Genomic DNA, 21,953 nt, shown 5'->3' on the forward strand with positions numbered 1-21,953 from the left:
GTGATGAAGCGGGCATTTATTTGGGATTTAGACGGAACGCTACTTGATTCATACGATGCGATTTTGTTGGGGTTAGAAGAAATGTATAGCCATTTCGGTTTGACTTTTTATCGCGAAGAAGTAAAAGCGTTCATTTTACGCTATTCAGTCAAAGAATTGCTCCTTCAACTCTCACAAAAAGAGCAAATTCCATTAGAAGAGCTGAACGCTGTCAGGGCTAATTCCTTACGTGAAAAAAATGCCCACATTCAGCTAATGGAGGGAGCAAGAGAGATTCTCGAATGGGGACAGCAAGCAGGAATTGCCCAGTTTGTTTACACCCATAAAGGAGACAATGCCTTTGCTGTTTTGGATGATTTGGGCATTTCCGAATATTTTGTAGAGGTGCTGACGGGGGACTCTGGGTTTGCAAGAAAGCCTCATCCAGAAGCGATTGTCTACCTCATGGAGAAATATGACTTGTCGCAGAAAGCGACGTACTATATAGGAGATTGCCTGCTGGACGCTGAGACAGCTCAGGCAGCGGGTATAAAAAGTCTCAATCTAACAGTTGCATCTTCTACGAACAACACCTATATCGAGAGCCTCCTTGCGATAAAAGAAGTTGTAGGTTAAGGTTTGATTAAGAATACTTTTCTATACTATAGTCATTCTTTTTCATATAACCTCCTTAAAAGAGAACGGAAGTGATTTCGGTTCTCTTTTTGTGATATACTGTGTCTATGATGACTGAAAATGATTTGAAAAAAATGTTGCTGACGAATAGGAAAATGCGAGAAGTGCTTGAAATTGCCTCAAGCCTACCGTTACAAGATGCTTGGGTGTGCGCAGGAACGATTCGCAATTTCATCTGGAATCTGCTTAGCCACAAAGAGGCATTTGATGAGGAGACGGATGTGGATATTGTGTTTTATGATCCGACCATGTCCTATGAAGAAACTTCTCTAATAGAAAGAAGATTGAAAAATGCGTACCCGCACTATCGTTGGGAGTTGAAAAATCAAGTCTACATGCACCAGCATAGCCCGAACACCGCTCCCTATAAACATTCACGAGATGCCATTTCCAAATATCCTGAAATATGCACGGCAATCGCGGCTCGGTTATTGCCTGATTCTCAAGTAGATTTGTTTTGCCCGTATGGCTTGGAGGATATTTTAACTTTCAAGGTTTGTCCAACGCCGCATTTTGCAGCGGACCAAGACCGCATGAAAGTCTACCGTGAGAGACTCGGTAAGAAAAAGTGGCAAGAAAAGTGGGAAAAACTAGAATTTTTCCATGTGAAATGAGAGAAATTGAAATGAAGAGTAGACAGCCAAGAGTTGTTCTACTTTTGCTAAATTCCCAAACTAACTTCCATAGCCTCTTCAAGTGGCAGTTAGTCTGATAAAAACGTTAAAAACCAGTGGAAATCCATGTCAGAGTAAGTTCCACTGGTTTTTATAATTGTTGATTTCATGGCTTTTTTAGGCGAATGGTAGTTGAAAAAAAGAGCGCACAAACCCCCTCATCTGAAAGCGTTTCAGATTAAGTTCCGCTATGGTGGAAGTTAGTGTGAGACGTTTGAGTGGATTTTATTCGGTTCGTTTTTAGGATTTATGTTGCAATACTTTAGGAGACTGGCAGACGTCTTCAGCGGGAATTAAGGAAATACCGAGAAGCTTAGCCAGTTCTTCGTCATAGGTAAACGTAAAAAGTTCATAAGCTGACTTTCCATTCAAAGCAGCACGTTTCACGCTATTGACATGCGAACAGACCAGGTTGATATCGTCCTGAGTTAAGGTATCAAAGCTCGTTCCTTTAGGGAGAATATCTCGAATGAGGGTATGCTTCTTCTCGATTCTTGCTTTCTGGTCAGACCGGTTAGGATCACAGAAGAAGAGGTTTACCTCTCCTCTCACGTCCATTTCAATATCATCGACTCTAGCGAATTCCCCACCATTGTCAGTTAGGATAACAGGGAATAACTCATGGAAATCTTTCCCTGCTTGAAAGAAGGCCTTCTTGATCTCGTAGAGATGCTTAGCGACTTCAGCGGCAGTTTTATTGTCCAGAAGTCTAGCGAAGATAAAGTTACAGAAAGAGACATTGAAAGTGAGGAGTAGTTTCCCACCAATACGCCCCATAACCGTGTCCATTTCTAACCAAGAAGTTAGTTGGTTATGGGTCAAATACTTTTGGAAGTCCTCATAAGACCGTCCTTTTTTCGCTTCTTTAGGGATAGAAGGTAGAGTCGATTTGCGTCTTTCTTTGAATTTTACGGCCCTAGCGAGATCAATAGGAGCGATAGAAAGATATCCTTTACGGATGTGTCGATAGACGGTTGAGGAGCTGACATCAAGGTTATGAGTTTTAAGGATGTGATAGATGTGTTGTCCCTTTCTCACCCCATCTGAAATGATTTTATCCATGTCCCAGAAGGTTTGAGAATTGAGAGGTGTTCCTTCACGAGCCTCAATGAGAGTTTGTTCGTATTGTTTTTGAGCTTGTTTAGCGAAATAGAATATTTTTTTATAGCCACAATTTCGTCTTCTCTTAGGGCAAGCGTTACAGACAAAAGGAGCCTTATCAAGGAGAGGACAAGGAAGCCCATCACTAGTAGATGTTCTGATCTGTCTATTACGTTTGACTTCTTTGGAAACAGTAGTAGGATCTTTAAGGATGAATTGTGCGATGGCTTTGAAGGATTCTCCTCTTTCTAATCCTATCTGGATATCATTGCGGTCTGAGAGGGTAAGGTGTTTGTATTTTGTCATCGTAAGAGCTCATTTCTAACCCAAACGTCTCAGACTTAATTCCACCATAAAAATCCGTTTTAGACTAACTTCCGCTTCGAAAACGAAAGTGGAACTTACTTTGGGAAATTACCTTGTTCTACTTTTTTTAAAAAATCGAACAAAAATGCTTGCAATGCCTGATAGAATCTGATAGAATGTTCTAGTGCCGTGAAAATACGGCTATAGCTTTGATGCAAGAGGTTGCGACACGCTCGGTTGCATTGCCACGCAATCGCTGTCGGTTTTCTTGTGGAGCTAGCCTATTATCTTAAATAGACGAAAAGGAGAAAAAGATGGCAAACAAAAAAATCCGCATCCGCTTGAAAGCGTACGAACACCGTACACTTGATACAGCAGCTGCAAAAATCGTAGAAACTGCAACACGTACAGGTGCAAGCGTAGCTGGTCCAGTTCCACTTCCAACTGAACGTAGCCTCTACACAATCATTCGTGCGACTCATAAGTACAAAGATTCTCGTGAGCAATTCGAAATGCGTACTCACAAACGTCTTATCGACATCGTGAACCCAACGCAAAAAACAGTTGACGCTCTTATGAAACTTGATTTACCAAGTGGCGTGAACGTAGAAATCAAGTTGTAATCGAACACGGACTACGGACCGTGCAAAAAAGATAGATCGCTTTGAAGTCAAAAGACTTCTGCAGCAATCTCCTATTTTTGCTTCGTCCGCTTAACGTCCTTTGTATCTTGGTTTTGAGCATAAAAAACGCTCGTTAAAAACTTTTTAAACTATAAAATAAGAAAAGGAATATTTTTCTCATGACAAAAGGAATCTTAGGGAAAAAAGTGGGAATGACTCAAATCTTCACTGAAGCTGGTGAATTTATCCCTGTAACTGTCATCGAAGCAACTCCAAACGTTGTTCTTCAAGTGAAAACTGTTGAAACTGACGGATACAATGCAATCCAAGTTGGATTTGATGACAAACGCGAAGTATTGAGTAACAAACCTGCCAAAGGCCATGTAGCAAAAGCTAACACAGCTCCTAAGCGCTTCATTCGTGAATTCAAAAACATTGAAGGCTTGGAAGTTGGTGCAGAAATCACAGTTGATACTTTCGCAGCTGGAGATGTTGTTGATGTAACTGGTACATCTAAAGGTAAAGGTTTCCAAGGTGTTATCAAACGCCATGGTCAATCACGTGGTCCTATGGCTCACGGTTCACGTTACCACCGCCGTCCAGGTTCAATGGGACCTGTTGCGCCAAACCGTGTGTTCAAAAACAAACACTTGGCAGGACGTATGGGTGGCAATCGTGTGACAATTCAAAACCTTGAAATTGTACAAGTTGTTCCAGAAAAGAACGTTATCCTTATCAAAGGGAACGTACCAGGTGCTAAGAAATCTCTTATCACCATCAAATCAGCAGTAAAAGCTGGTAAATAATAAAGAAAGGGGAAATCAGTCATAATGGCAAACGTAACATTATTTGACCAAACTGGTAAACAAGCTGGTGAAGTAGTTCTTAACGATGCAATCTTTGGTATCGAACCAAACCAAGCAGTTGTGTTTGATGTGATCATCAGCCAACGCGCAAGCCTTCGTCAAGGAACTCACGCAGTTAAAAATCGCTCAGCAGTTTCAGGTGGCGGACGCAAACCATGGCGTCAAAAAGGAACTGGACGTGCTCGTCAAGGTTCTATCCGCTCACCACAATGGCGTGGCGGTGGCGTAGTCTTTGGACCAACTCCACGTTCTTATGCCTACAAACTTCCACAAAAGGTTCGTCGCTTGGCGCTCAAATCTGTTTACTCAGAAAAAGTTGCTGAAAACAAATTTGTAGCTGTTGACAGCCTTTCATTTACAGCTCCAAAAACTGCTGAATTCGCAAAAGTTCTTGCAGCATTAAGCATTGATTCAAAAGTCCTTGTTATTCTTGAAGAAGGAAATGAATTCGCAGCTCTTTCAGCTCGCAACCTTCCAAACGTGAAAGTTGCAACTGCTACAACTGCAAGTGTTCTTGACATTGCAAATGCAGACAAACTTCTTGTAACTCAAGCAGCTATCTCTAAAATTGAGGAGGTTCTTGCATAATGAATTTGTATGATGTTATCAAAAAACCTGTCATCACAGAAAGCTCAATGGCTCAGCTTGAAGCAGGAAAATATGTATTTGAAGTGGACACTCGCGCTCACAAATTGTTGATCAAACAAGCTGTTGAAGCAGCGTTTGACGGTGTAAAAGTTGCGAATGTGAACACAATCAATGTAAAACCTAAAACAAAACGCGTTGGACGTTATGTAGGTCGTACAAGCAAAGTGAAAAAAGCAATCATCACATTGACTGCTGATTCAAAAGCAATCGAATTGTTTGCTACAGCTGATGCTGAATAATCAAAGGAGGAATTAACGTGGGAATTAAAGTTTATAAACCAACTACAAATGGCCGTCGTAACATGACTTCTTTGGATTTCGCAGAAATCACAACAAGCACTCCTGAGAAATCATTGCTTGTTTCTCTTAAGAGCAAAGCTGGTCGTAACAATAACGGTCGCATCACAGTTCGCCATCAAGGTGGCGGTCACAAACGTCACTACCGTTTGATTGACTTCAAACGTAACAAAGACGGTATCGAAGCAGTTGTTAAAACAATTGAATACGATCCAAACCGTACTGCCAACATCGCTCTTGTACATTACACAGACGGTGTTAAAGCCTATATCATCGCTCCTAAAGGTCTTGAAGTTGGTCAACGTATCGTATCAGGTCCAGAAGCAGATATCAAAGTTGGTAACGCTCTTCCGCTTGCGAACATTCCAGTCGGTACTGTTGTTCACAATATCGAGTTGAAACCAGGTCGTGGTGGAGAATTAGTTCGTGCTGCAGGTGCTTCTGCGCAAGTGCTTGGTCAAGAAGGTAAATACGTTCTTGTTCGTCTTCAATCAGGTGAAGTTCGTATGATTCTTGGAACTTGCCGTGCAACAATCGGTGTTGTTGGAAATGAGCAACATGGACTTGTTAACCTTGGTAAAGCAGGACGTAGCCGTTGGAAAGGTATCCGCCCAACAGTTCGCGGTTCTGTAATGAACCCTAACGATCACCCACACGGTGGTGGTGAAGGTAAAGCACCAGTTGGTCGTAAAGCACCATCTACTCCATGGGGCAAACCTGCTCTTGGACTTAAAACTCGTAACAAGAAAGCTAAATCAAGCAAACTTATCGTTCGTCGTCGTAACGAAAAATAATCTGTTACAAGTAGCGTAAAACATATCCGCCAGCTCGGTAGCCTTGCAGCTGTAAGGCAGGCCGCTGTGGTACATATTTTAAAGGAGAAAACACAAAAATGGGACGTAGTCTTAAAAAAGGACCTTTCGTCGATGAGCATTTGATGAAAAAAGTTGAAGCTCAAGCAAACGATGAAAAGAAAAAAGTAATTAAAACTTGGTCACGTCGTTCAACGATTTTCCCAAGTTTCATTGGCTATACAATCGCAGTTTATGATGGGCGTAAACATGTACCTGTTTACATCCAAGAAGACATGGTAGGTCACAAACTTGGTGAATTTGCACCAACTCGTACTTACAAAGGTCACGCTGCTGACGACAAGAAAACACGTAGAAAATAATAGGAGGAACACATCATGGCAGAAATTACTTCAGCTAAAGCAACTGCTCGCACAGTACGTGTTTCACCTCGTAAATCACGTCTTGTCTTGGATAATATCCGTGGCAAAAGCGTAGCCGATGCAATCGCAATCTTGAAATTCACTCCAAACAAAGCTGCAGGCATTATTGAGAAAGTTTTGAACTCTGCAATCGCTAATGCTGAAAATAACTTTGGTTTGGAAAAAGCAAACTTGGTAGTAAGCGAAGCTTTCGCAAACGAAGGACCAACACTTAAACGTTTCCGTCCACGTGCAAAAGGTTCTGCTTCACCAATCAACAAACGTACAGCTCACATTACTGTAGTTGTGGCAGAAAAATAAGGAGGTAAAAACGTGGGACAAAAAGTACATCCAATTGGTATGCGTGTCGGCATCATCCGTGATTGGGATGCTAAATGGTATGCTGAAAAAGAATACGCGGATTACCTTCATGAAGATCTTGCAATCCGCAACTTTATCAACAAAGAATTGGCTGAAGCGGCAGTTTCAACAATTGAAATTGAACGTGCAGTAAACAAAGTGATCGTAAGCATTCATACAGCTAAACCAGGTATGGTTATCGGTAAAGCTGGTAGCAACGTTGACGCACTTCGTGCACAATTAAACAAATTGACAGGTAAACAAGTTCACATCAACATCATTGAAATCAAACAACCTGATTTGGATGCACACCTTGTTGGTGAAACAATTGCTCGTCAATTAGAGCAACGTGTGGCATTCCGTCGCGCTCAAAAGCAAGCTATCCAACGTACAATGCGTGCAGGAGCAAAAGGAATCAAAACTCAAGTATCTGGACGTTTGAACGGTGCTGATATCGCCCGTGCAGAAGGATATTCTGAAGGAACTGTTCCGCTTCATACACTTCGTGCGGACATCGACTATGCTTGGGAAGAAGCACTTACAACTTACGGTAAACTTGGTGTTAAAGTATGGATTTACCGTGGAGAAGTTCTTCCAGCTCGCAAAAACACTAAAGGAGGTAAATAACCAATGTTAGTACCTAAACGTGTTAAACACCGTCGTGAATTCCGTGGAAAAATGCGCGGTGAAGCTAAAGGTGGAAAACAAGTAGACTTCGGTGAATATGGTCTTCAAGCTACAACTAGCCACTGGATCACAAACCGTCAAATCGAAGCAGCCCGTATCGCGATGACTCGTTATATGAAACGTGGTGGTAAGGTTTGGATTAAAATCTTCCCGCACAAATCATACACAGCGAAAGCTATCGGGGTACGTATGGGATCTGGTAAAGGGGCACCTGAAGGTTGGGTAGCACCAGTTAAACGTGGTAAAGTGATGTTTGAAGTTGCGGGCGTTTCAGAAGAAATCGCACGTGAAGCATTCCGCTTGGCTAGCCACAAACTACCAGTTAAATGCAAATTCGTAAAACGTGAAGCAGAATAAGGAGAAGACATGAAACTTAATGAAGTAAGAGAATTTGTTAAAGAACTTCGTGGACTTTCTCAAGAAGAACTTGCAAAACGCGAAAACGAGTTGAAGAAAGAACTCTTCGACCTTCGTTTCCAAGCTGCTGCTGGTCAACTTGAGCAAACTGCTCGTTTGAACGAAGTTAAAAAACAAATTGCACGTATCAAAACTGTGCAATCAGAAGTTAAATAATAGATTGGGAAAGGAGAATTTCAATGGAACGCAATAATCGTAAAGTTCTTGTTGGACGTGTTGTATCTGACAAAATGGACAAAACCATCACAGTTGTAGTTGAAACAAAACGTAACCACCCAGTCTATGGTAAACGTATTAACTACTCTAAAAAGTACAAAGCTCATGATGAAAACAATGTTGCTAAAGAAGGCGATATCGTACGTATCATGGAAACTCGTCCGCTTTCAGCTACAAAACGTTTCCGTCTTGTAGAAGTTGTGGAAGAGGCAGTTATCATTTAATCAACCTGAAAGGAGAAAACTTACATGATTCAAACAGAAACTCGTTTGAAAGTTGCTGATAACAGTGGCGCACGTGAAATCTTGACAATCAAAGTTCTTGGTGGTTCAAAACGTAAATCTGCAAATATCGGCGACATCATCGTTGCTTCAGTAAAACAAGCTACTCCTGGTGGTGCGGTTAAAAAAGGTGACGTTGTAAAAGCCGTTATCGTTCGTACTAAGACAGGTGCTCGTCGTGCTGATGGTTCATACATCAAATTCGACGAAAATGCTGCAGTTATCATCCGTGAAGATAAAACACCTCGCGGAACTCGTATCTTTGGTCCAGTTGCTCGTGAATTGCGCGACGGCGGTTTCATGAAAATCGTTTCATTGGCACCAGAAGTACTTTAAGAAACACAAACGAAGTCCCCTGAAAGAATTTCAGGGTGCCCTTAGGGCGTAAGAAATAATAGGAGAAATCAAATGTTTGTAAAAAAAGGCGATAAAGTTCGCGTAATCGCTGGTAAAGACAAAGGTGTTGAAGCCGTAGTCTTAACAGCACTTCCAAAAGTAAATAAAGTTGTTGTAGAAGGTGTTAACATCGTCAAAAAACACCAAAAACCAAATAGCGAAAACCCTCAAGGTGCTATCGTTGAAAAAGAAGCTGCAATCCACGTGTCAAACGTACAAGTTCTTGACAAGAATGGTGTAGCAGGTCGTGTTGGTTACAAGTTTGTTGACGGTAAAAAAGTTCGTTACAACAAAAAATCAGGCGAAGTGCTTGATTAATCACGAAGGAAAGGAGAAGTAACATGGCAAATCGCTTAAAAGAAAAATATCTTAATGAAGTAGTTCCTGCTTTGACTGAACAATTTAACTATTCATCAGTTATGGCTGTACCAAAAGTTGATAAGATTGTTTTGAACATGGGTGTTGGTGACGCTGTTTCTAACGCTAAAAACCTTGAAAAAGCTGCTCAAGAATTGGCATTGATTTCAGGTCAAAAACCACTTATCACGAAAGCTAAAAAATCAATCGCCGGCTTCCGTCTTCGTGAAGGGGTTGCAATCGGAGCGAAAGTAACACTTCGTGGCGAACGTATGTATGAATTCTTAGATAAATTGGTATCTGTCTCACTTCCACGTGTACGTGACTTCCACGGTGTTCCAACAAAATCATTTGATGGACGCGGAAACTACACACTTGGTGTGAAAGAGCAATTGATCTTCCCAGAAATCAACTTTGATGACGTTGACAAAACTCGTGGTCTGGATATCGTTATCGTTACAACTGCTAACACTGACGAAGAATCACGTGCATTGCTTACTGGCCTTGGTATGCCGTTTGCGAAATAAGAGGGAGAGAATAAATGGCTAAAAAATCAATGATCGCTAAGAACAAACGCCCAGCTAAGTTCTCTACGCAAGCATATACTCGTTGTGAAAAATGTGGACGTCCACATTCTGTTTACCGCAAATTCAAACTTTGCCGTGTATGCTTCCGTGAATTAGCATACAAAGGACAAATCCCTGGCGTTACCAAAGCTTCTTGGTAATAACATGATGCAACGGACATTAAAAAAATCCGTATGAAAATAGGAGTTTGACGTCGAGTTTTTTAAGAACTCAAGGAGGACTGTCTTTTTTCACTAGGATTTTAGTCCGTGCTCAAATAATATGATATGAAGGCGTTAGAAATGCTCAGCAAAAATAGGGAAATTAGCGAAGGTACTTGCACCTAGATAAAGTTATCTTTTTTGCCCAGCGTTTAGCCTGAATTTAAATATATAGAACTAATCACGTAGTTCAAGGATGATACAAATTGTACTAGCTGATTTGAATATGAGCTACAACCTTTGCAAAAAAGGTAGAATTGTCTCGGAGCATTGCTCCAGCGTCAATTCCTCTATTTTTGCCGTGGTTGCCTCGCTCTTTGTATCATTATTAACTAGCAAGTGAGAACTTCAAACTACTAGTAAGAGGAGAAATTAAAATGGTTATGACTGACCCAATTGCAGACTTTTTGACACGTATTCGTAATGCAAACCAAGCAAAACACGAAGTGCTTGAAGTACCTGCATCAAACATCAAAAAAGGAATTGCTACAATTCTTAAAAACGAAGGTTTTGTAAAAAACGTTGAATTTATCGAAGATGATAAACAAGGCATCGTACGCGTATTCTTGAAATACGGACCAAACGGTGAAAAAGTTATCACAAACTTGAAACGTATCTCAAAACCAGGTCTTCGTGTTTACTCAAAACGTGAAGATATTCCAAAAGTTCTTAACGGACTTGGAATTGCAATCATCTCTACATCAGAAGGTCTTTTGACAGACAAAGAAGCTCGTCAAAAGAATGTTGGTGGCGAGGTAATCGCATACGTTTGGTAATATAATGATACGAGGACGTTAAAAAATCCGTATGAAAATAGGAGTCTGACGTCGAGTTCTTAAAGAACTCAAGGAGGAATGTCTTTTCCACTAGGATTTTAGTCCGAGTTCAAATCATTTATCAAACAGAAACTTAGCTTAGGATACTATTCCAACCGAATGTTGCGGATGTGAATACGGACTAAGAGCCGTGCGAAATAGATAAATCTTGTCTTGTTCCTCGAACAATCGTCGATTTCCTAATTTCGCTGTGCTCTTTACGTCCTTAGTATCATAAGCTCCCGTGAAAACTGGTCGTTATTCGGCCTGACAATTTAACAGGAGAAAAAATAAATATGTCACGTATTGGTAATAAAGTTATTACATTGCCTGCTGGTGTTGAAATTTTACAAAACAACGGCGTGGTAACTGTAAAAGGACCTAAAGGGGAATTGACTCGTGAATTCCCAACTGCTATTGAAATTCGTGTGGAAGGAACTGAAGTAACCCTTCACCGTCCAAACGATTCAAAAGAAATGAAGACTATTCACGGTACAAGCCGTGCTAACCTCAACAACATGGTTGTTGGTGTTTCTGAAGGCTTCAAAAAAGAACTTGAAATGCGTGGTGTCGGTTACCGTGCGCAACTTGCAGGTAACAAATTGACACTTGCTGTTGGTAAATCACATCCAGATGAAGTGACTGCACCAGAAGGTATTACATTTGAAGTTCCAGCACCAACACAAATCATCGTGTCTGGTATCAATAAAGAAGTTGTTGGTCAAACAGCAGCTTACATCCGTAGCCTTCGTGCTCCTGAGCCTTACAAAGGTAAAGGTATTCGCTATGTTGGTGAATTTGTTCGCCGCAAAGAAGGTAAAACAGGTAAATAATAATGTTCACGAGTGGTTTTTCCACATCGTCCATTATATTCCAACATATCTCGTACAGATATGATCAATAATTAAGAGGTGAAAATTGTGATTTCAAAACCAGATAAAAACAAAATCCGCCAAAAACGCCATCGTCGTGTTCGCGGTAAAATCTCTGGAACTGCTGCTCGCCCACGTTTGAACATTTTCCGTTCTAATACAGGCATCTACGCTCAAGTGATTGATGACGTAGCGGGTGTAACGCTCGCAAGCGCTTCTACTCTTGATAAAGAAGTTTCAAAAGGTACTAAGACAGAACAAGCCGTTGTTGTAGGTAAACTCGTTGCTGAACGCGCAGTAGCGAAAGGTATTTCTGAAGTGGTCTTTGACCGCGGTGGATATCTCTATCACGGACGTGTGAAAGCATTGGCTGAAGCAGCTCGTGAAAACGGATTGAAATTCTAATAGGGAGGACACTAAGAAATGGCATTTAAAGATAACGCAGTTGAATTTGAAGAACGCGTAGTAGCCATCAACCGTGTTACAAAAGTTGTAAAAGGTGGACGTCGTCTTCGCTTCGCAGCTCTTGTGGTTGTTGGTGACCGTAATGGTCGTGTAGGTTTCGGTACTGGTAAAGCTCAAGAAGTACCAGAAGCTATCCGTAAAGCAGTTGAAGCTGCTAAGAAAAACTTGATTGAAGTACCAATGGTTGGTACGACTATCCCTCACGAAGTTCGTTCAGAATTTGGTGGAGCTCGCATCATGTTGAAACCAGCTGCAGAAGGTGCTGGGGTTGCTGCGGGTGGTGCTACTCGTGCGGTTATCGAGTTAGCAGGTATCGCTGATGTGACATCTAAGTCACTTGGATCAAACACTCCAATCAACATTGTTCGTGCAACGGTTGAAGGTTTGAAACAATTAAAACGTGCTGAAGAAGTGGCTGCACTTCGTGGCATTTCAGTTTCTGATTTAGCATAAGAAAGGGGATAACATGGCTCAAATTAAAATTACTTTGACTAAGTCTCCAATCGGTCGCAAACCAGAACAACGTAAAACAGTTGTTGCCCTTGGACTTGGCAAATTAAATAGCTCAGTTATTAAAGAAGACAATGCTGCTATTCGTGGAATGGTTACAGCAATCTCTCACTTGGTAACTGTTGAAGAAGTAAACTAAGAGACGATAGTATTTCGTTTCTAAAAAACACAGACGAAGTCGCTTAGAGAAATCTTTGCGACTTACTGTCAATTTGTATAGGCGAGTTTTTAGGTTGAGGCCTTACCCAGCCTAAAGGCGCTAGCATTTTACACATAAGGAGAAAGAATAAATGAAACTTCATGAATTGCAACCTGCTACAGGTTCTCGTAAAACTCGTAACCGCGTTGGTCGTGGTACATCATCAGGTAATGGTAAGACTTCAGGTCGTGGACAAAAAGGTCAAAAAGCTCGTAGCGGTGGTGGTGTACGTCTCGGTTTTGAGGGTGGACAAACTCCATTGTTCCGTCGTCTTCCAAAACGTGGATTTACAAACATCAACGCAAAAGAATATGCGATTGTAAACCTTGACCAATTGAACGCTTTTGAAGACGGTGCAGAAGTAACACCAGTTGTGCTTGTTGAGTCTGGTATCGTTAAAGCTGAAAAATCAGGAATCAAAATTCTTGGTAACGGTGAATTGACGAAAAAATTAACTGTGAAAGCAGCTAAATTCTCTAAATCAGCTGAAGAAGCTATTACTGCCAAAGGTGGTTCAGTAGAAGTCATCTAAGAGAGGTGACCTATGTTTTTTAAACTATTAAAAGATGCCCTTAAGGTAAAAAATGTCCGCAAGAAAATCTTGTTTACCATTTTTATCTTATTGGTCTTCCGTGTTGGAACACACGTAACCGTTCCAGGAGTAAACGTAAAAAGTTTAGAAGCTCTCTCAAATATTCCGTTTTTGAATATGCTGAGTCTTGTTTCTGGAAATGCTATGCGTAATTTCTCTGTTTTTGCACTCGGTGTCAGTCCCTATATTACAGCTTCTATCATTGTGCAATTGATGCAAATGGACCTTGTTCCTAAGTTTGTAGAATGGGGTAAACAAGGTGAGGTAGGACGGCGTAAGTTAAATCAGGCAACACGGTACATTGCATTGGTACTAGGTTTTGTTCAATCAATGGGAATTACCGCAGGGTTTAATGCTCTATCTGGTGTTCAGTTGACAACTATGCCGTTGAACTGGAAAACCTATCTTCTAATCGGTTCTGTCTTAACAACTGGATCGGTTATTGTGACATGGTTGGGTGAGCAGATTACAGATAAAGGATACGGGAATGGGACTTCCATGATTATCTTTGCTGGAATTATTTCCTCGCTTCCGGATACCATTCATGATATTTACGAAGATCGTTTTGTCAATATCGAAGCTGGCCGATTGGGAGAATCCGCGATTATAGTAGGTGTGTTACTAGTTGCTGTCTTAGCTATTGTCTACTTTACGACATTTGTACAGCAGGCAGAGTATAAGATTCCAATTCAGTACACCAAACGTGCTCAAGGTGCACCGTCTAGTTCATACTTACCACTTAAGTTAAATCCGGCAGGTGTTATTCCAGTCATCTTTGCAGGTTCCATTACAGCTATTCCGACCTCCCTCCTTCAGTTCTTTGCTAGCCAGAATAAGAGTATCTCTTGGCTATCAACTGTTCGTGAATATTTTGATTATTCTACAATCAAAGGGATGGTTGTGTATGCGGTATTGATTATCCTCTTTACCTTCTTCTACAGCTTTGTTCAGGTGAATCCAGAAAAAGCTGCTGAAAATCTCCAAAAGAGTGGAGCTTATATCCATGGAGTGCGTCCAGGTAAAGGAACAGAAGAATACTTTTCAAAACTATTAACAAGACTGGCAACAGTAGGATCCTTATTCTTGGGATTTGTTGCCTTGTTACCGATTCTTGCACAAAATATCTTTGGGCTAACTTCTAAAATTGCCTTCCTTGGTACAAGTTTGATTATCGTTATCATGACAAGTATTGAGGGAATCAAGCAATTGGAAGGATACTTGCTTAAGAGAAAATATGTAGGTTTCATGGAAACAGAATAGGGAGAACGAGCAACATCGTGATTGCGTAGCGTAGCAAGCGGTGCTGTCTCATACTTTGAATGATAAAAAGTAGGAAGCTGAGCACTTTTTGCCCAGCCTCTCTATTTTGTTTTTTGATAAGTTTGTCAATATTGGCAAATTTATGTGAAAACAAAATAAGGAGTTTATCATGAATCTTTTAATTATGGGTTTGCCAGGTGCTGGTAAAGGAACGCAGGCTGCAAAAATTGTTGAAAAATTTGACATTGTGCATATTTCAACAGGTGATATGTTCCGTGCAGCGATGGCAAATCAAACAGAGATGGGATTGCTGGCAAAATCTTATATTGATAAAGGTGATTTGGTACCAGACGAAGTGACCAATGGTATTGTCAAAGAGCGTTTAGCTCAAGAGGATATTAAAGGTAAAGGTTTCTTGTTGGATGGTTACCCTCGTACAATTGAGCAAGCATATGCTTTAGATGACACATTGAAACATCTTGGCATCGAGCTTGAAGGAGTTATCAATATCGAGATTGAGCCAACAAAATTAGTCGAACGTCTCAGCGGGAGAATTATTCATCGCCAAACAGGTGAAACTTTCCATAAAGTATTTAATCCACCAGCAGAAGGTTACGATGAAAAAGATTACTACCAACGTGAAGATGACAAACCAGAGTCTGTCAAACGTCGCTTAGAAGTTAATATTGCACAAGGACAACCAATCATTGATCATTATCGTGCTGCAGATTTAGTACATGATATCGAGGGTGACCAAGACATTGAAGTTGTCTTTGCAGATATTGAAAAAGTTTTGTCAAAATTGCAATAAAGTAGGGGATTTAGCTTGCGTTTTCTTGATGGAAATGATAAAATAGCTTAGTCTGACTTATAATTGTTACCTCTGTGTGCAGAGGACATCAAATCGAAATTTAGAGGGGGATACTTTTGCATGGCAAAAGAAGATGTGATTGAAATTGAAGGTAAGGTAGTTGATACCATGCCGAATGCTATGTTTACTGTTGAGTTGGAAAACGGACATCAAGTTCTTGCAACGGTTTCAGGAAAAATCCGTAAAAATTACATTCGTATTTTGGTCGGTGATCGCGTGACGGTTGAGCTTAGTCCATATGACTTAACACGTGGACGTATCACATACCGCTTTAAATAATCGAAATACTTGGAGGGATTAAACATGAAAGTAAGACCATCGGTCAAACCAATTTGCGAATACTGTAAAGTTATTCGTCGTAATGGTCGTGTTATGGTGATTTGCCCAGCAAATCCAAAACACAAGCAACGTCAAGGATAAGATAGAAAGGAGAAAAAATGGCTCGTATTGCTGGAGTTGATATTCCAAACGATAAACGTGTAGTGATTTCATTGACTTACGTATACGGGATTGGTCTTGCAACATCTAAAAAAATTCTTGCAGCAGCTGGAATCTCAGAAGATGTTCGCGTAAAAGATTTGACTTCTGATCAAGAAGATGCAATCCGTCGTGAAGTAGATGCGATTAAAGTTGAGGGTGACCTTCGTCGTGAAGTAAACTTGAACATTAAACGTTTGATGGAAATCGGTTCATACCGTGGAATTCGTCACCGTCGTGGACTTCCTGTCCGTGGACAAAACACTAAAAACAACGCTCGCACTCGTAAAGGGAAAGCTGTTGCGATTGCAGGTAAGAAAAAATAAAATAGGAGGTAGAAAAATTGGCTAAACCAACACGTAAGCGTCGTGTGAAGAAAAATATCGAATCTGGTATTGCACACATTCACGCTACATTTAATAACACTATTGTTATGATTACTGATGTGCATGGTAATGCGATTGCTTGGTCATCAGCTGGTGCTCTTGGTTTTAAAGGTTCTCGTAAATCTACACCATTTGCGGCTCAAATGGCTTCAGAAGCAGCTGCTAAATCAGCACAAGAACACGGTCTTAAAACAGTTGAAGTTACAGTAAAAGGTCCAGGTTCAGGTCGTGAGTCTGCGATCCGCGCTCTTGCTGCCGCTGGTCTTGAAGTAACAGCAATTCGTGATGTGACTCCTGTACCACACAATGGTGCTCGTCCTCCAAAACGTCGCCGTGTATAATCAATTAACGATACACAGCTTTTCGTTTAAGAGGGAGTAAGAAATGATTGAGTTTGAAAAACCAACTATAACAAAAATTGATGAAAATAAAGATTACGGCAGATTTGTTGTAGAACCATTAGAACGTGGTTATGGAACAACTCTCGGGAACTCACTTCGTCGTGTACTCCTTGCATCGCTTCCTGGTGCTGCAGTAACGTCAATCAAGATTGATGGTGTACTACACGAGTTCGACACAGTTCCGGGTGTCCGTGAAGATGTGATGCAAATTATTTTAAACATCAAAGGCATTGCTGTAAAATCTTATGTCGAAGACGAAAAGACGATAGAACTTGATGTGACAGGACCAGCAGAAATTACTGCCGGAGATATCCTGACAGATAGTGATATTGAAATCGTAAACCCTGATCATTATCTTTTTACCATTAGCGAAGGTGCTAGTTTCAAGGCGACTATGACAGTGAATACTGGTCGTGGCTATGTACCAGCTGAAGAGAATAAAAAAGATGATGCGCCAGTGGGCACACTTGCAGTAGATTCAATCTATACGCCAGTGAAAAAAGTCAATTACCAAGTTGAACCAGCTCGCGTTGGTAGCAATGATGGTTTTGACAAATTAACACTTGAAATCATGACTAATGGGACAATCATTCCTGAAGATGCCTTAGGTCTTTCTGCGCGTATTTTGATGGAGCACTTAGGTCTCTTTACTGATTTGACAGAAGTAGCAAAATCAACTGAAGTAATGAAAGAAATCGAAGAAGCATCTGATGATCGTATGTTGGATCGTACAATTGAAGAATTGGATTTGTCTGTTCGTTCGTACAACTGTTTGAAACGTGCAGGTATCAATACTGTATTTGATTTGACAGAGAAAACTGAACCAGAAATGATGAAAGTACGCAATCTTGGACGCAAGAGTCTTGAAGAAGTCAAAGTGAAATTGGCTGACCTTGGTTTAGGATTGAAAAAAGATAAATAAAGGAGGAATACATGGCTTACCGTAAACTAGGACGCACTAGCTCACAACGTAAAGCAATGCTTCGTGACTTGACAACAGATCTTTTGATCAATGAATCGATCGTTACAACTGAAGCTCGTGCAAAAGAAATCCGCAAAACAGTTGAAAAAATGATTACACTTGGTAAACGTGGAGACTTGCACGCTCGCCGTCAGGCAGCAGCATTTGTTCGTAACGAAATCGCATCAGAAAACTATGATGAAGCTACTGATAAATACACATCAACTACAGCACTTCAAAAATTGTTCTCTGAACTTGCGCCTCGTTATGCAGAACGCAATGGTGGATACACTCGTATCTTGAAAACTGAACCACGTCGTGGTGATGCTGCACCAATGGCAATTATTGAACTTGTATAAGATCATCAATTTTGTTGAGTGTTATGATGGTGGAATGCAGGAGCATTCTTAGTCTAGCTCTGGTCTACCGCTGGGTTTATCCCCAGCGGGAACACTCATCAGATAAAACGTAACGCTTGTTTACGAAATCGCTTTGAAGAAAGAACGATTTCGTAAGCAGGCGTTTTATTTGGCTCTTTGTTAACTGTAGTGGGAAGATGTGTAAGCGCTCCATAACGAGGTATCTAGTAATCCTCTCACTCCTCCATTATACTGTTAGTAGAAAACAGAATTGGAGGCTATTGTGATGTCACAACCTATTGTTCCTTTGGAAACGCCCCAATCTCGTCGTTTTGATAAGAAAAACAAAAACGAGATGGTGCTGAAAATGCGTATTGGAAAAGTTGAACTAATACTTAACAAAAATCAAATTCTGATGTATAATAATCCTATGAACGCTACACAAGAACAAATCACAGAACTCAAATCAGCTCTCAAGGCTAAACACCTCTCTGCCTATCACAAACGGATTCAAGCGGTCTATTTACGCTCTCAAAAGTTGACCTACAAGGCCATTTCTGACTTAATCGGTTTATCTCATGATACGATTTGGCGTTTGGTGAAAAAATATGAACAAGAAGGTCTCTCTGCCCTTACCCGTGATGCACGAGGGGGGCGTCATCGTTCTTATCTTACTTACGAAGAAGAAAAAGCATTCTTAGAAGAACAGTTTGTTGGTAGTGCTTCAGGACAATTTGTCACTATTGCAGAAATGCACGAGGCTTATCAAACTAAAATTGGGAAACAAACGACGCGAGAAGGGTTTTATGCACTGTTGAAGCGTCACGGTTGGCGCAAAGTAACACCAAGACCTGAACACCCTAAAAAGGCAGATGCCAAAACGATTTTGGCGTCTAAAAATAAAATCTACCTTCAAGAAGACAAGAAAGCGCTTTAAGAATAGTAGACGTTACCAGAAGGTCAGACTCATGTACCAAGATGAAGCAGGATTCGGACGGATTAGTAAAATTGGGAAGTCTTGGGTGCCAAAAGGAGTACGACCTCATGTTCACAGCCACTATATTCGAGAATATCGCTACTGCTACGGAGCTGTCGATGCCCATACAGGGGAATCTTTCTTTATCATTGCTGGGGGATGTAACACCGATTGGATGAATGAATTTTTAAGGCAACTGTCCCAAGCCTACCCTAATGACTACATTTTACTCGTGATGGATAACGCCGTATGGCATAAATCACGGACGTTAGAGAAACCTACCAACATTGGCTTTGAATTCATTCCACCTTATACGCCTGAGATGAATCCCATTGAACAAGTCTGGGCTGAGATTCGTAAGAGAGGTTTCAAGAATAAGGCCTTTAAGACGCTTGACGATGTCATTAGCAAGTTGCAAGAAGAGAAATAATAAGCAAATAGGTAGTTGAGATGGGTACTCAGCTACCTATTTTCGATTTATAGGACAAAAAAGTCCTTTTCTATCTTGTATCGATTTGGTAAATTAGAGATAGAAGAATGAAAGGAGAAGCAGGATGGACTTTAAGAGACTCTATTTACAAGTACGCCCGATAGTAGTGAAAGCCCGGAAGGAATACTATATTAAGAGCTGGGAGGTCAGCGACTGGGATCAAGAAGGGATGTATATATTGTATTGCTTACTAGAGCGCGAGGCAGGGATAGAAGAGGACCCTAGTCGCTTATATCGGTATTATAAAGTAAAATTCCGCAATTACATCAAAGACATCATTCGGAAACAAGAAAGCCAGAAACGGAAGTTTGACCGGATGAGCTATGAGGAAATAGGAGAAGTATCGCATAAGCTAGGGAGCGGCGGCTTAGTTACAGATGAGTTAATCTGTCTCCGCGACAGACTAAGTAGCTATCGTTCCCAACTAAGTGAAGAAGAAGTTGGCCAATATGAACTCCTCATAAGCGGGAGGAACTTCAAAGGGCGTCGGAAGATGTTACGCGAGTTACGGGTCTATTTAGAAGATTAGAAAAAAAAAGAAAAAAGTTCTTGACAATCGAAGGTCAAATGTAGTATATTAGGATAGCTGACGCAGAACAGCCACGGAAAATTCCCGGAGAGACAAAAAAGATGAAAAAAATTAAAAAAAGTTTCAAAAAAGTGTTGACAAGGAATTGAAGAAGTGATATACTGATATAGTTGTCGCTTGAGAGAGCGACAGACAAGACCTTTGAAAATTAAAGAAGACGAACCAAACGTGCAGGGTGGTTTATGGAAACATAAACCGTCAATGAACAAAAGAAATAAATCTGTCGGTGAACAGAATGAGTGAAGACTCAAACTATTAATGAGAGTTTGATCCTGGCTCAGGACGAACGCTGGCGGCGTGCCTAATACATGCAAGTAGAACGCTGAAGCTTGGTGCTTGCACCGAGCGGAGGAGTTGCGAACGGGTGAGTAACGCGTAGGTAACCTGCCTGGTAGCGGGGGATAACTATTGGAAACGATAGCTAATACCGCATAAGAGTGCTAACTGCATGGTAAGCATTTAAAAGATGCAATTGCATCACTACCAGATGGACCTGCGTTGTATTAGCTAGTTGGTGGGGTAACGGCTCACCAAGGCGACGATACATAGCCGACCTGAGAGGGTGATCGGCCACACTGGGACTGAGACACGGCCCAGACTCCTACGGGAGGCAGCAGTAGGGAATCTTCGGCAATGGGGGCAACCCTGACCGAGCAACGCCGCGTGAGTGAAGAAGGTTTTCGGATCGTAAAGCTCTGTTGTAAGAGAAGAACAGCGATGGGAGTGGAAAGTCCATTGTATGACGGTATCTTACCAGAAAGGGACGGCTAACTACGTGCCAGCAGCCGCGGTAATACGTAGGTCCCGAGCGTTGTCCGGATTTATTGGGCGTAAAGCGAGAGCAGGCGGTTTGATAAGTCAGAAGTAAAAGGCTGTGGCTCAACCATAGTATGCTTTTGAAACTGTCGAACTTGAGTGCAGAAGGGGGGAGTGGAATTCCATGTGTAGCGGTGAAATGCGTAGATATATGGAGGAACACCGGTGGCGAAAGCGGCTCTCTGGTCTGTAACTGACGCTGAGTCTCGAAAGCGTGGGGAGCGAACAGGATTAGATACCCTGGTAGTCCACGCCGTAAACGATGAGTGCTAGGTGTTGGGTCCTTTCCGGGATTCAGTGCCGTAGCTAACGCATTAAGCACTCCGCCTGGGGAGTACGACCGCAAGGTTGAAACTCAAAGGAATTGACGGGGGCCCGCACAAGCGGTGGAGCATGTGGTTTAATTCGAAGCAACGCGAAGAACCTTACCAGGTCTTGACATCCCTCTGATCGCTCTAGAGATAGAGTTTTCCTTCGGGACAGAGGTGACAGGTGGTGCATGGTTGTCGTCAGCTCGTGTCGTGAGATGTTGGGTTAAGTCCCGCAACGAGCGCAACCCTTATTGTTAGTTGCCATCATTGAGTTGGGCACTCTAGCGAGACTGCCGGTAATAAACCGGAGGAAGGTGGGGATGACGTCAAATCATCATGCCCCTTATGACCTGGGCTACACACGTGCTACAATGGCTGGTACAACGAGTCGCAAGTCGGTGACGGCAAGCTAATCTCTTAAAGCCAGTCTCAGTTCGGATTGTAGGCTGCAACTCGCCTACATGAAGTCGGAATCGCTAGTAATCGCGGATCAGCACGCCGCGGTGAATACGTTCCCGGGCCTTGTACACACCGCCCGTCACACCACGAGAGTTTGTAACACCCGAAGTCGGTGAGGTAACCTTTTAGGAGCCAGCCGCCTAAGGTGGGATAGATGATTGGGGTGAAGTCGTAACAAGGTAGCCGTATCGGAAGGTGCGGCTGGATCACCTCCTTTCTAAGGAAACGGAACTCTGTACGT

General features: G+C 41.7%; 33 protein-coding genes, 1 rRNA gene and 1 pseudogene. 34 read left to right on the top strand and 1 reads right to left on the bottom strand.

Going from position 1 to position 21,953, the window contains the following annotated elements:
- Positions 1-3: 3 nt before the first annotated feature.
- Both A4H00_RS04240 and A4H00_RS04245 read left to right on the top strand, forming a co-directional pair.
- Positions 4-615, top strand: coding sequence for an HAD-IA family hydrolase (locus A4H00_RS04240; RefSeq protein ID WP_067087601.1), 612 nt, complete (start codon positions 4-6; stop codon positions 613-615).
- A gap of 110 nt (positions 616-725) precedes the next feature.
- Positions 726-1,289: a nucleotidyltransferase family protein gene (locus tag A4H00_RS04245; protein WP_067091459.1), complete on the top strand. Its 564-nt coding sequence runs from the start codon at positions 726-728 to the stop codon at positions 1,287-1,289.
- Between the two features lie 300 nt (positions 1,290-1,589).
- Here the strand turns inward: A4H00_RS04245 and A4H00_RS04250 are convergent, their stop codons facing one another.
- Positions 1,590-2,756, bottom strand: a complete 1,167-nt coding sequence (locus tag A4H00_RS04250; protein ID WP_067087603.1) for an IS30 family transposase — start codon at positions 2,754-2,756, stop codon at positions 1,590-1,592.
- Between the two features lie 314 nt (positions 2,757-3,070).
- On the opposite strand from A4H00_RS04250, the gene rpsJ reads away from it, so the two are divergent.
- From rpsJ to A4H00_RS04405, 32 genes and pseudogenes are all read left to right on the top strand, one after another.
- The gene (gene rpsJ, locus A4H00_RS04255; RefSeq protein ID WP_067087606.1) at positions 3,071-3,379 is read left to right on the top strand and encodes a 30S ribosomal protein S10; all 309 of its coding nucleotides are present in this window, start codon (positions 3,071-3,073) and stop codon (positions 3,377-3,379) included.
- 179 nt (positions 3,380-3,558) lie between these two features.
- A complete protein-coding gene (gene rplC, locus A4H00_RS04260; protein ID WP_067087608.1) occupies positions 3,559-4,185 on the top strand; it encodes a 50S ribosomal protein L3 in 627 nt (208 codons plus the stop codon).
- Positions 4,186-4,209: 24 nt separating this feature from the next.
- On the top strand, positions 4,210-4,833 hold the full coding sequence (gene rplD, locus A4H00_RS04265; RefSeq protein ID WP_067087610.1) for a 50S ribosomal protein L4: 624 nt from the start codon (positions 4,210-4,212) through the stop codon (positions 4,831-4,833).
- Complete coding sequence (locus A4H00_RS04270) at positions 4,833-5,132, top strand: 50S ribosomal protein L23 (protein WP_067087612.1); 300 nt, start codon at positions 4,833-4,835, stop codon at positions 5,130-5,132. The genes rplD and A4H00_RS04270 overlap by 1 nt, the downstream gene beginning before the upstream one ends.
- A 17-nt stretch (positions 5,133-5,149) precedes the next feature.
- On the top strand, positions 5,150-5,983 hold the full coding sequence (gene rplB / locus A4H00_RS04275; protein WP_067087614.1) for a 50S ribosomal protein L2: 834 nt from the start codon (positions 5,150-5,152) through the stop codon (positions 5,981-5,983).
- A 98-nt stretch (positions 5,984-6,081) separates the two neighbouring features.
- Positions 6,082-6,363 (top strand): 30S ribosomal protein S19, encoded by a 282-nt coding sequence (gene rpsS, locus A4H00_RS04280; protein ID WP_000533766.1) that lies wholly within the window; start codon positions 6,082-6,084, stop codon positions 6,361-6,363.
- 15 nt (positions 6,364-6,378) lie between these two features.
- Positions 6,379-6,723 (top strand): 50S ribosomal protein L22, encoded by a 345-nt coding sequence (gene rplV / locus A4H00_RS04285; protein ID WP_067087616.1) that lies wholly within the window; start codon positions 6,379-6,381, stop codon positions 6,721-6,723.
- A gap of 12 nt (positions 6,724-6,735) precedes the next feature.
- Complete coding sequence (gene rpsC, locus A4H00_RS04290) at positions 6,736-7,389, top strand: 30S ribosomal protein S3 (RefSeq protein ID WP_067087618.1); 654 nt, start codon at positions 6,736-6,738, stop codon at positions 7,387-7,389.
- A gap of 3 nt (positions 7,390-7,392) precedes the next feature.
- Positions 7,393-7,806 carry a 50S ribosomal protein L16 gene (rplP, locus tag A4H00_RS04295; protein WP_067087620.1) on the top strand — a complete coding sequence of 138 codons (414 nt, stop codon included), beginning with the start codon at positions 7,393-7,395 and terminating at the stop codon, positions 7,804-7,806.
- A gap of 9 nt (positions 7,807-7,815) precedes the next feature.
- The gene (rpmC, locus tag A4H00_RS04300) at positions 7,816-8,022 is read left to right on the top strand and encodes a 50S ribosomal protein L29 (RefSeq protein ID WP_067087621.1); all 207 of its coding nucleotides are present in this window, start codon (positions 7,816-7,818) and stop codon (positions 8,020-8,022) included.
- A 23-nt stretch (positions 8,023-8,045) separates the two neighbouring features.
- The gene (gene rpsQ / locus A4H00_RS04305) at positions 8,046-8,306 is read left to right on the top strand and encodes a 30S ribosomal protein S17 (protein ID WP_000440801.1); all 261 of its coding nucleotides are present in this window, start codon (positions 8,046-8,048) and stop codon (positions 8,304-8,306) included.
- A 24-nt stretch (positions 8,307-8,330) separates the two neighbouring features.
- Positions 8,331-8,699 carry a 50S ribosomal protein L14 gene (rplN, locus tag A4H00_RS04310; protein WP_067087623.1) on the top strand — a complete coding sequence of 123 codons (369 nt, stop codon included), beginning with the start codon at positions 8,331-8,333 and terminating at the stop codon, positions 8,697-8,699.
- A 72-nt stretch (positions 8,700-8,771) separates the two neighbouring features.
- The gene (gene rplX, locus A4H00_RS04315) at positions 8,772-9,077 is read left to right on the top strand and encodes a 50S ribosomal protein L24 (RefSeq protein ID WP_067087626.1); all 306 of its coding nucleotides are present in this window, start codon (positions 8,772-8,774) and stop codon (positions 9,075-9,077) included.
- 23 nt (positions 9,078-9,100) lie between these two features.
- Positions 9,101-9,643, top strand: coding sequence for a 50S ribosomal protein L5 (gene rplE / locus A4H00_RS04320; protein ID WP_067087628.1), 543 nt, complete (start codon positions 9,101-9,103; stop codon positions 9,641-9,643).
- 14 nt (positions 9,644-9,657) lie between these two features.
- Positions 9,658-9,843, top strand: coding sequence for a type Z 30S ribosomal protein S14 (locus A4H00_RS11415; protein ID WP_001085697.1), 186 nt, complete (start codon positions 9,658-9,660; stop codon positions 9,841-9,843).
- Between the two features lie 437 nt (positions 9,844-10,280).
- Complete coding sequence (rpsH, locus tag A4H00_RS04325; protein ID WP_067087630.1) at positions 10,281-10,679, top strand: 30S ribosomal protein S8; 399 nt, start codon at positions 10,281-10,283, stop codon at positions 10,677-10,679.
- A 335-nt stretch (positions 10,680-11,014) separates the two neighbouring features.
- Positions 11,015-11,551 (top strand): 50S ribosomal protein L6, encoded by a 537-nt coding sequence (rplF, locus tag A4H00_RS04330; RefSeq protein ID WP_067087632.1) that lies wholly within the window; start codon positions 11,015-11,017, stop codon positions 11,549-11,551.
- A gap of 87 nt (positions 11,552-11,638) precedes the next feature.
- On the top strand, positions 11,639-11,995 hold the full coding sequence (gene rplR, locus A4H00_RS04335) for a 50S ribosomal protein L18 (RefSeq protein ID WP_067087634.1): 357 nt from the start codon (positions 11,639-11,641) through the stop codon (positions 11,993-11,995).
- A gap of 18 nt (positions 11,996-12,013) precedes the next feature.
- Positions 12,014-12,508: a 30S ribosomal protein S5 gene (gene rpsE, locus A4H00_RS04340; RefSeq protein WP_067087635.1), complete on the top strand. Its 495-nt coding sequence runs from the start codon at positions 12,014-12,016 to the stop codon at positions 12,506-12,508.
- A gap of 13 nt (positions 12,509-12,521) precedes the next feature.
- Positions 12,522-12,704, top strand: coding sequence for a 50S ribosomal protein L30 (gene rpmD, locus A4H00_RS04345; protein WP_067087637.1), 183 nt, complete (start codon positions 12,522-12,524; stop codon positions 12,702-12,704).
- 151 nt (positions 12,705-12,855) lie between these two features.
- Positions 12,856-13,296 (top strand): 50S ribosomal protein L15, encoded by a 441-nt coding sequence (gene rplO, locus A4H00_RS04350; protein WP_067087639.1) that lies wholly within the window; start codon positions 12,856-12,858, stop codon positions 13,294-13,296.
- Between the two features lie 12 nt (positions 13,297-13,308).
- On the top strand, positions 13,309-14,616 hold the full coding sequence (gene secY, locus A4H00_RS04355) for a preprotein translocase subunit SecY (RefSeq protein WP_067087641.1): 1,308 nt from the start codon (positions 13,309-13,311) through the stop codon (positions 14,614-14,616).
- A 169-nt stretch (positions 14,617-14,785) separates the two neighbouring features.
- Positions 14,786-15,427 (top strand): adenylate kinase, encoded by a 642-nt coding sequence (locus A4H00_RS04360; protein ID WP_067087643.1) that lies wholly within the window; start codon positions 14,786-14,788, stop codon positions 15,425-15,427.
- A 120-nt stretch (positions 15,428-15,547) separates the two neighbouring features.
- Entirely contained in the window at positions 15,548-15,766 is a 219-nt protein-coding gene (infA, locus tag A4H00_RS04365) for a translation initiation factor IF-1 (RefSeq protein ID WP_002936627.1), read from the top strand.
- A 24-nt stretch (positions 15,767-15,790) separates the two neighbouring features.
- Positions 15,791-15,907: a 50S ribosomal protein L36 gene (rpmJ, locus tag A4H00_RS11420; protein WP_001808836.1), complete on the top strand. Its 117-nt coding sequence runs from the start codon at positions 15,791-15,793 to the stop codon at positions 15,905-15,907.
- Positions 15,908-15,924: 17 nt separating this feature from the next.
- Positions 15,925-16,290: a 30S ribosomal protein S13 gene (gene rpsM / locus A4H00_RS04370; protein ID WP_002936622.1), complete on the top strand. Its 366-nt coding sequence runs from the start codon at positions 15,925-15,927 to the stop codon at positions 16,288-16,290.
- Positions 16,291-16,307: 17 nt separating this feature from the next.
- Complete coding sequence (gene rpsK, locus A4H00_RS04375; RefSeq protein ID WP_004195509.1) at positions 16,308-16,691, top strand: 30S ribosomal protein S11; 384 nt, start codon at positions 16,308-16,310, stop codon at positions 16,689-16,691.
- Between the two features lie 43 nt (positions 16,692-16,734).
- Positions 16,735-17,673 (top strand): DNA-directed RNA polymerase subunit alpha, encoded by a 939-nt coding sequence (locus A4H00_RS04380; protein ID WP_067087645.1) that lies wholly within the window; start codon positions 16,735-16,737, stop codon positions 17,671-17,673.
- Positions 17,674-17,684: 11 nt separating this feature from the next.
- A complete protein-coding gene (gene rplQ, locus A4H00_RS04385; RefSeq protein WP_067087647.1) occupies positions 17,685-18,071 on the top strand; it encodes a 50S ribosomal protein L17 in 387 nt (128 codons plus the stop codon).
- A gap of 430 nt (positions 18,072-18,501) precedes the next feature.
- A pseudogene (locus A4H00_RS12165) lies at positions 18,502-19,468 on the top strand (IS630 family transposase); the annotation flags it as partial.
- Positions 19,469-19,601: 133 nt separating this feature from the next.
- On the top strand, positions 19,602-20,066 hold the full coding sequence (locus tag A4H00_RS04400; protein ID WP_067086464.1) for a transcriptional regulator: 465 nt from the start codon (positions 19,602-19,604) through the stop codon (positions 20,064-20,066).
- A 314-nt stretch (positions 20,067-20,380) separates the two neighbouring features.
- A 16S ribosomal RNA gene (locus A4H00_RS04405) occupies positions 20,381-21,929 on the top strand.
- Positions 21,930-21,953 lie beyond the last annotated feature (24 nt).

This window comes from Streptococcus marmotae (assembly GCF_001623565.1).
In the GTDB taxonomy this organism is placed as follows: Bacteria; Bacillota; Bacilli; order Lactobacillales; family Streptococcaceae; genus Streptococcus; species Streptococcus marmotae.